This is a genomic window from Amaricoccus sp., assembly GCF_036846665.1.
Lineage (GTDB): Bacteria > Pseudomonadota > Alphaproteobacteria > Rhodobacterales > Rhodobacteraceae > Amaricoccus.
Map to the genome: position 1 here is coordinate 25,358 of NZ_DAIUBO010000013.1, position 7,084 is coordinate 32,441.

5 protein-coding genes are annotated in these 7,084 nt (G+C 70.3%); 2 read left to right on the forward strand and 3 right to left on the reverse strand.

Features of this window, described 5'->3' with window-relative positions; genetic code table 11:
* Positions 1 to 8 precede the first annotated feature (8 nt).
* The gene (locus V7050_RS02545; RefSeq protein ID WP_324369416.1) at positions 9 to 1,157 is read left to right on the forward strand and encodes an MFS transporter; all 1,149 of its coding nucleotides are present in this window, start codon (positions 9 to 11) and stop codon (positions 1,155 to 1,157) included.
* Between the two features lie 18 nt (positions 1,158 to 1,175).
* Here the strand turns inward: V7050_RS02545 and V7050_RS02550 are convergent, their stop codons facing one another.
* From V7050_RS02550 to V7050_RS02560, 3 genes are read right to left on the reverse strand one after another with little or no spacing between them, the layout of a single operon-like run.
* Positions 1,176 to 2,516: an 8-oxoguanine deaminase gene (locus tag V7050_RS02550; protein ID WP_324369418.1), complete on the reverse strand. Its 1,341-nt coding sequence runs from the start codon at positions 2,514 to 2,516 to the stop codon at positions 1,176 to 1,178.
* A 9-nt stretch (positions 2,517 to 2,525) separates the two neighbouring features.
* The gene (locus tag V7050_RS02555; protein WP_324369420.1) at positions 2,526 to 5,258 is read right to left on the reverse strand and encodes an ATP-binding protein; all 2,733 of its coding nucleotides are present in this window, start codon (positions 5,256 to 5,258) and stop codon (positions 2,526 to 2,528) included.
* Between the two features lie 5 nt (positions 5,259 to 5,263).
* Positions 5,264 to 5,542, reverse strand: a complete 279-nt coding sequence (locus V7050_RS02560; protein WP_324369421.1) for a hypothetical protein — start codon at positions 5,540 to 5,542, stop codon at positions 5,264 to 5,266.
* 281 nt (positions 5,543 to 5,823) lie between these two features.
* Here V7050_RS02560 and V7050_RS02565 point away from each other — a divergent pair.
* Positions 5,824 to 7,084 (forward strand): acetate--CoA ligase (locus V7050_RS02565; protein ID WP_324410211.1); only part of this gene is annotated, 1,261 nt, incomplete at its 3' end.

Sequence of the window (7,084 nt, forward strand, 5' to 3'; positions counted from 1 at the left end):
TGATCCCGATGTCCAGCGAGCGCATGCGCCTCTTCGCCCTGCAGACGGTCTTCGCCCTCAACGGGCTGGGCCTCGCCGTCTGGTTTCCGCGCATCCCAGACGTGAAGGCCGCGCTCGGGCTCGACGTGCTCGCCCTCGCCTTCAGCCTCTTCGGCCTGCCGGCCGGGACGATGCTGGGCTTTCTCGTGGTGGGCCGCGTCAGCCGCCGCCTCGGCCTCAAGCGCACCTGCCTCTGGGGCGGATCGATCTTCCTGCTGAGCTTCATCGGTCCGGCGCTCGCGTCGAGCGCGCTGGCGCTCGGGCTGACGCTCTTCCTCTGCGGCCTTTCCATCGCGACGATCGAAGTGGCGATGAACGCCAAGGCGAGCCAGACCGAACGCGTGCTGAAGCGCCGGATCATGACCCGCTGCCACGCCTTCTGGAGCTTCGGCACCGTCACCGGCGCGCTGATCGGCGGCGCCTTCGCGCAATGGGAGGTGAGCTTCCTCGCCCAGCAGCTGCTGCTGCAGCCGGTCTTCGCGGCGCTGAACGTGGTGGCCGCACTCCGGCTCATGCCCGACGAGCCTGTGCAGGACGCCCCCGCCGGACGCTTCGTGCTGCCGAGCCGCGCCCTGCTGATCCTCTGCCTCGTGCCGATCGGCGCGCTCCTGACCGAGGGCGCGATGATGGAATGGTCGGCACTGCTCCTGCGCGAGCATGTAGGGGCGAGCCCCTTCGCCACCGCCGCGACCTTCGCGGTCTTCGCGCTCTCCATGGCGCTCACCCGGCTGGCCGGCGACCGGCTGGCGGAAGCCTTCGGGCCGCAGAGGGTCATCACCCGCTCGGCGCTGCTGATGGGGATCGCCATGCTCGGCTTCGGCCTCTCGCCGGGCCTCTGGCTCTCGGTGCCGATGGCGGCGCTGGCCGGCCTCGGCTGCGGCAACATCTATCCGCTGACCATGTCGGTGGTCGGCCAGCTGCCGGGCGCCCGCACCGAGCGGAACGTGGCGACCCTGGCGCTGATCGCCTTCACGGCCTTCCTCGTAGGCCCGCCGGCAATCGGGATCATGGCGCAGCTGCTCGGCCTGCCGATGGCGCTGGCGGCGCTGGCGCCGCTCGGGCTCGTCCCGCTCCTGCTCATGGCGCCGGCGAAGCCGCCCCGGACCACCTCCGGCTGAACCGCCGCGCGGCGGCGCCTATGCCATCAGCCGCGCCACCGCCGCGCCGGCCTCGGCGGCGAGGCGTTCGGGCTCGACGGTGCAGAGCCGCCCCCCGGCGACCACCTTCCGCCCCTCCACGATCAGGTCGCGCACCGGCAGCGGGCCGCAGAGCACCAGGGCCGCGACCGGATCCCAGGCGCCGGCCGCCTCGAGCCCGGTCACGTCCCAGATCGCGAGATCGGCGCGCTTGCCCGGCGCCAGCGCGCCGCAATCCTCGCGGCCGAGCACCTGCGCCCCGCCGAGCGTCGCGATCTCCAGCACCTCGCGCGCGCTCATCGCATCCGCCCCGCGGGAGACGCGCTGCAGCAGCATCGCCATGCGCGCCTCGGCGACCATGTTGCTCGAATCGTTGGAGGCGGATCCGTCGACGCCGAGCCCGACCTTCACCCCGGCGTCGCGCATGGCGCGTACCGGCGCGATGCCCGAGCCGAGGCGGCTGTTCGAGCAGGGGCAATGCGCGACCCCGGTGCGCGACCGGGAGAAGAGGTCGATCTCGCCCGCGTCGAGCTTGACGCAATGGGCATGCCAGACATCCGCGCCGGTCCAGCCCAAGTCCTCGGCGTACTGGCCGGGCCGGCAGCCGAAATTCGCCAGCGAATAGGCGATGTCCTCGTCGTTCTCGGCCAGATGCGTGTGCAGCATCACCCCTTTTTCGCGGGCGAGCAGCGCCGCGTCGCGCATCAGCTCCCGGCTGACCGAGAAGGGCGAGCAGGGCGCGAGGCCGACCCGCACCATCGCGCCGGGGGCCGGGTCGTGGAAGCCGTCGACGACCCGGATGCAATCCTCGAGGATGGCCGCCTCCTCCTCCACCACGCTGTCGGGCGGCAGGCCGCCCTTGCTCTGGCCGATGCTCATCGCGCCGCGCGTGGCGTGGAAGCGCAGGCCGATCTCGGCGGCGGCCTCGATCGAATGCTCGAGCCGGGCGCCGTTGGGAAAGAGATAGAGATGGTCGGAGCTGAGCGTGCAGCCCGAGAGCGCCAGCTCGGCGAGCCCCAGCCGGGCGGAGACGCGGATCTCCTCGGGCCCCATGCGCGCCCAGATCGGATAGAGCGATTGCAGCCAGCCGAAGAGCAGCGCGTCCTGGGCGGCGGGGACCGCGCGGGTCAGGGTCTGGAACAGGTGGTGATGGGTGTTCACGAGCCCCGGCGTCACCACGCAGCCCGCCGCGTCGAGGATCTCGGCGCCGGGCGCATCCAGCCCCGCCCCCACCGCCGCGACGACGCCACCGCGGATCAGCAGGTCGGCATCGGCGAGCTCGCGCCGGTCGGAATCCATGGTCACGATCGAGCGGGCCTTGCGAATCAGGATGTCGGGCATGGTCGGTCCTCAACTGGCGGCGCGGGTTCGGAATTGGTCGGGATCGGCATCGGCCGCGGCGCCGGAAAGCGCGGCCTTGCGCGGCAGGATCACCCGGAAGGTCGCGCCCGGTCCCCCGGGCAAGAGGATCAGGTCGCCGCCGAGATTGCGCATGATCTCGCGGCTGATCGGCAGGCCGAGCCCGGCGCTGCCGGCGAGATTGGCCTCGCCGAGCCGGGCGAATTTCTCGAAGATCTCGTCCCGCTCGCCCGCGGGGATCCCCGGGCCGTGGTCGGAGACGTCGATATGGGCCCCGGAATCGCTCTCGCCGACCGAGATGGTCAGTTCCGGGACCTCGCCGCAGCCGTATTTCACCGCGTTCGACACCAGATTGATGACCACTTGGGCCACGCGGTCGAAATCGGTCTCCACCGCGAGATCGCTGCCCTGATAGGCGCGCGCCACGGCGATGTCGGAGGCGGTCAGCAGGCCCTCGGTGCTGGCGAGCGCGCGGTCGATCACGTCGACGAGGCGCACCGGCGCGATGTTGAAGGTCACGCGCCCGGATTCGAGGAAGGAGAGATCGAGGATCTCGTCGAGCAGCCGCGTCAGCCGCTGGCTCTCCTCGCGGATGATGCCGAGGAAGCGCTTGGCGTTCTCGGTGGAGACGTCGGGCATGTCCCCGAGGATCTCGGCGAAGGAGCGGATCGAGGTCATCGGCGTCCTGAGCTCGTGGCTGACCTGGCTGAGGAAGGCGTCCTTGAGCGCATCCATGCGCTTGAGCGCGGCATTGGCCTCGCGGAGCTGGCTGGCGGTCTCCTCGAGCTCGCGGGACTGGCGTTCCAGGCTGCGCTTGGCGTCGATGAGCTGGAGCGTCTCGTCGGCGATGCGCATCAGCCCGTCGACCGAGACGGTGCCGCGCCCGGCGAGCTGGCTCACGAGCTCGTGCGCCGAAGCGGCGCCGACCGAGCCGGCGAGCTCGCGCTCGAGGCTCTGGATGAAGCCGTCGGTGGCGTCGGGCAGCCCTGCGGCCTTGCCCTGGCGCCGGGCCTCCCTGGCGAAGAGCGTCTGGGCCGGCTCCGGGCCGAGGATGCGGTTGGCCAGCGCCAGCAGATCCTCGGCCGCGGCGCTGCGCTCCACCAGACCGGGGCCGGCCGCCGAGAGGCGGAAGACGTCGACGAACTGCGCGGCCTGGAATTCCTCGAGCGGCCGTGGCGTCGTGGCGAGCGAGACGCCGACGAAGAGGCCGACATTGGCCACCATGCTCCAGAAGATCGAATGCACCAGCGGGTCGAGCCCCTCGAAGCCGAAGAGCGCGCGCGGCCTGAGCGCGGCGATGCCGAGGAGCCCGTGCTCGATGGTGTCGAGCGACATCACCACCGCGCCCTCGAAGCTCGGCAGGAAGAGCGTATAGGCCCAGATCACGAAGCCGCCGGCGAGCCCGGCGAGCGCGCCGGCGCGGGTCGCGCCGCGCCAGTAGAGCGCGCCGACCAGCGCCGGCGCGACCTGGGCCATGCCGGCGAAGGAGATCAGGCCGATGGCGGCCAGCGCGCGCGGGGCGCTGACCAGGAAATAGAGATAGCCGAGGCCGAGGATGGCGACGATCGACAGTCGCCGGCTCAGCAGGAGCACCCGCCGCAGGTCGCCGCGCTGCCCGGCGCCGTCGCCCCAGTGCAGCCAGAGCGGAATGATGATGTGGTTCGAGACCATGGTCGAAAGCGCGATGGTCGCCACGATCACCATCGAGGTCGCCGCCGAGAAGCCGCCGAGGAAGGCGAAGAGCGCGAGCCCGTGCTGGCCGGCGGCGAGCGGGACCGAGAGCACGAAGAGATCGGGATTGGCCTCCGCCCCCTGGGTCGCGATGCCGGCGATCGCGATCGGCAGGACGAAGAGCGAGATCAGCGCGAGATAGAGCGGGAAGGCCCAGGCCGCCGTGGCCAGCTGCCGCTCGTCGGTGGCCTCGACCACCAGGACCTGGAACATTCGCGGCAGGCAGATGATCGCGGCCGCGGCGAGGAAGGTCAGCGTGACCCAGCGCGGGGTGAAGATCGCATCGGCCTCGGCGATATGCGGCGGCATCTGCGCGAAGACCGCCGCGGGGCCGGGAAAGAGGCCCCAGACCACGAAACCGCCGACCGCGAGCAGCGCCATGAGCTTGACGACCGCCTCGACCGCGATGGCGGCGACCACGCCGTGGTGGCGTTCGTTGGCGTCGACGTTGCGCGTCCCGAAGAGAATGGTGAAGGCCGCGAGCCCCGCCGCGACCCAGAGCGCGGTCGCCGCCGGCCCCATCGCGGGCGCATGCGACCCTTCCTCGGCGGCGAAGGCCGCGAAGCTCAGGGTCAGCGATTTCAGCTGCAGGGCGATGTAGGGCGTCGAGCCGATCACCGCGAGCAGGGTGACGGCGACGCCCAGAAGCCCGCTCTTGCCGTAGCGCGACGAGATCAGATCGGCGATCGAGGTGATTCGCTGGGTCTGGCCGATGCGGATCAGCTTGCGCGGCAGGAAGTACCAGGCGACGAAGACCAGCGTCGGGCCGAGATAGATCGGCAGGAACTCGAGGCCGCCCCGCGCCGCCGATCCCACCGCGCCGTAGAAGGTCCAGGCGGTGCAATAGACCGAAAGCGACAGCGTGTAGACATAAGGAGAGCGCAGCCAGCCGTGCCTGCCCGCCTTTGCCCGCCGTTCGGCCCAGAAGGCGATGGCGAAGAGGAACGCGACATAGGCGAGGCTGGCGGTGACGAGGAGGTTCCAGCTCGGCACGGGGCTCAGCCTTCCCCGTCGTCGGCGCGCAGCCGCCCGGCGAGCCGCGCGGTCGCGGCGATCAGGGCGAGCCAGACGCCGAAGACATAGAGCACGCCGACCGGGATGCCGGCGAGGTGCCCGGCATGCGCGACGACATTCGCGAAGGGCGAGGCCAGAAGCACGACCCCGAGCAGCGGCAGCACGAGCGCGACATCGCGCCGCCGGCGCCGGGCCGCGGCCTCGCGCGCGAGCGGCAGGGCTGCCCGATCCGGCGAAGAAGACTCGCGGTCCTGGTCGGACATGGCGCCCCCCGAGGCAAGGTCCGCGTGACGATGCGGCCGGGACGGAGCTTACGGGCGCGAGGGCATGGAGGGCAATCCCGCAGCCGGCGCCGGGCATTCTGCCGCAGCGCAACATTTATATGGTTTTACAACGTTCGGAAGACTGAATATAACCCTGCGCCAGAGGCGCGGGGGGCCGGCGGCCGGGTGCCGTCAATTCCGTGTCGGAACGTCCGAAGTCCATCGCCGGTCCGGGTGCATTTCCGGTCCCGCGCAGGCAGTTCATGGAGTGGATACGCCAGATGACCGACCAGATGCACCAGCCTCCGGCAGAGATCGTCGAGAACGCCAACGCGAATGCCGAGACCTATACGGCCATGTACGCGGCCTCCGTCGCCGATCCGGATGCATTCTGGGGCGAGCACGGGCGCCGGATCGACTGGATCAAGCCCTTCACCAAGGTCAAGAATACGTCCTTCGACTATCACAACGTCTCGATCAACTGGTTCGAGGACGGCAAGCTGAACGTCTCGGCCAATTGCATCGACCGGCATCTCCCGGCCCGGGCCAGGCAGACCGCGATCATCTGGGAAAGCGACGATCCGGAGGTCAGCGAGCATATCTCCTATCAGGAGCTCTACGAGCAGGTCTCGAAATTCGGCAACGTGCTGCATTCGCTCGGGGTGAAGAAGGGCGACCGCGTCATCCTCTATCTCCCGATGATCCCCCAGGCCGCCTATGCCATGCTCGCCTGCGCACGCATCGGCGCGGTGCATTCCGTCGTCTTCGCCGGCTTCTCCGCCGATGCGCTGCGCGCGCGCGTGGTCGGCTCCGGCGCCAAGCTGGTGATCACGGCCGACGAGGCGCCGCGCGGCGGCCGGCGCACGCCGCTCAAGACCAACGCCGACCGGGCGCTCGAGGGCCTCGAGGGCGTGCGGCAGCTCGTCGTGCGCCGGACCGGGGGCGAGATCCCCTGGAACGCCGACCGCGACGTCTGGCTCCACGAGGAGATGGAGCGCGTCTCCGACCATTGCGAGCCGGTGGTGATGGAGGCGGAGGATCCGCTCTTCATCCTCTATACGTCGGGCTCGACCGGGGCGCCGAAGGGCGTGGTGCACACCACGGGCGGCTATCTCGTCTATGCCGCGATGACCCATGAATATGTCTTCGACTACCACGAGGGCGACATCTACTGGTGCACCGCCGACGTGGGCTGGGTCACGGGGCACAGCTACATCGTCTACGGGCCGCTCGCCAACGGCGCGACCACGATGATGTTCGAGGGCGTGCCGACCTGGCCCGACGCCGGGCGCTTCTGGCAGGTCTGCGAGAAGCACGGGGTCAACATCTTCTACACCGCGCCCACCGCGATCCGCGCGCTGATGGGACAGGGCCGCGAGTTCGTTGACAAGCACGACCTGTCGTCCCTGCGCATCCTCGGCTCGGTGGGCGAGCCGATCAATCCGGAGGCCTGGAACTGGTACGACGAGGTGGTGGGCAAGGGCCGCTGCCCGATCGTCGACACCTGGTGGCAGACCGAGACCGGCGGCATCCTGATCACGC

Excerpts from the sequence above, each read along its gene's own strand:
- V7050_RS02560 (WP_324369421.1), bottom strand. The coding sequence starts at position 5,542 with ATGTCCGACCAGGACCGCGAGTCTTCTTCGCCGGATCGGGCAGCCCTG.
- V7050_RS02550 (WP_324369418.1), bottom strand. The coding sequence starts at position 2,516 with ATGCCCGACATCCTGATTCGCAAGGCCCGCTCGATCGTGACCATGGAT.
- V7050_RS02545 (WP_324369416.1), top strand. The coding sequence starts at position 9 with ATGTCCAGCGAGCGCATGCGCCTCTTCGCCCTGCAGACGGTCTTCGCC.